Source organism: Enterobacter sp. ZOR0014 (assembly GCF_000798855.1).
In the GTDB taxonomy this organism is placed as follows: domain Bacteria; phylum Pseudomonadota; class Gammaproteobacteria; order Enterobacterales; family Enterobacteriaceae; genus Enterobacter; species Enterobacter kobei.
Map to the genome: position 1 here is coordinate 1 of NZ_JTLF01000094.1, position 328 is coordinate 328.

A 328-nucleotide genomic window follows, 5' to 3' on the forward strand; every position below is an offset into this window, starting at 1 on the left:
ATTTCCGGGGCATCCACGCCGTCGATACGCGCCAGCGGATCGTAGCTGTCCTGATCGCTGTAGACGTAGGTCAGCGGCACATCCCCGTGCACTTCCTGCAGCAGGCGGAACCCCTCCCAGACAAAACGGGTAGTGACTGGCTTGCCGGCTGGCTGCCCGCCCAGCATCTGGCGACGCGTTTTGCTGATCCGTCGTCCGAGCAGATCGTAGCGGAAGCTGACCTGCGTCTGCGGTTTGTTGCGGTCCCGCGGCTGGCTGATGACTTCCGTCAGGCGATGCTCACCGTCGTAGCGGTAGTGCCACCGGGTCTGGCCGTTATCCTTCTCCA

General features: G+C 63.4%; 1 pseudogene. It reads right to left on the minus strand.

The window, feature by feature from the left end:
• A pseudogene (locus tag L977_RS24670) lies at positions 1 to 328 on the minus strand (RHS repeat domain-containing protein); the annotation flags it as partial.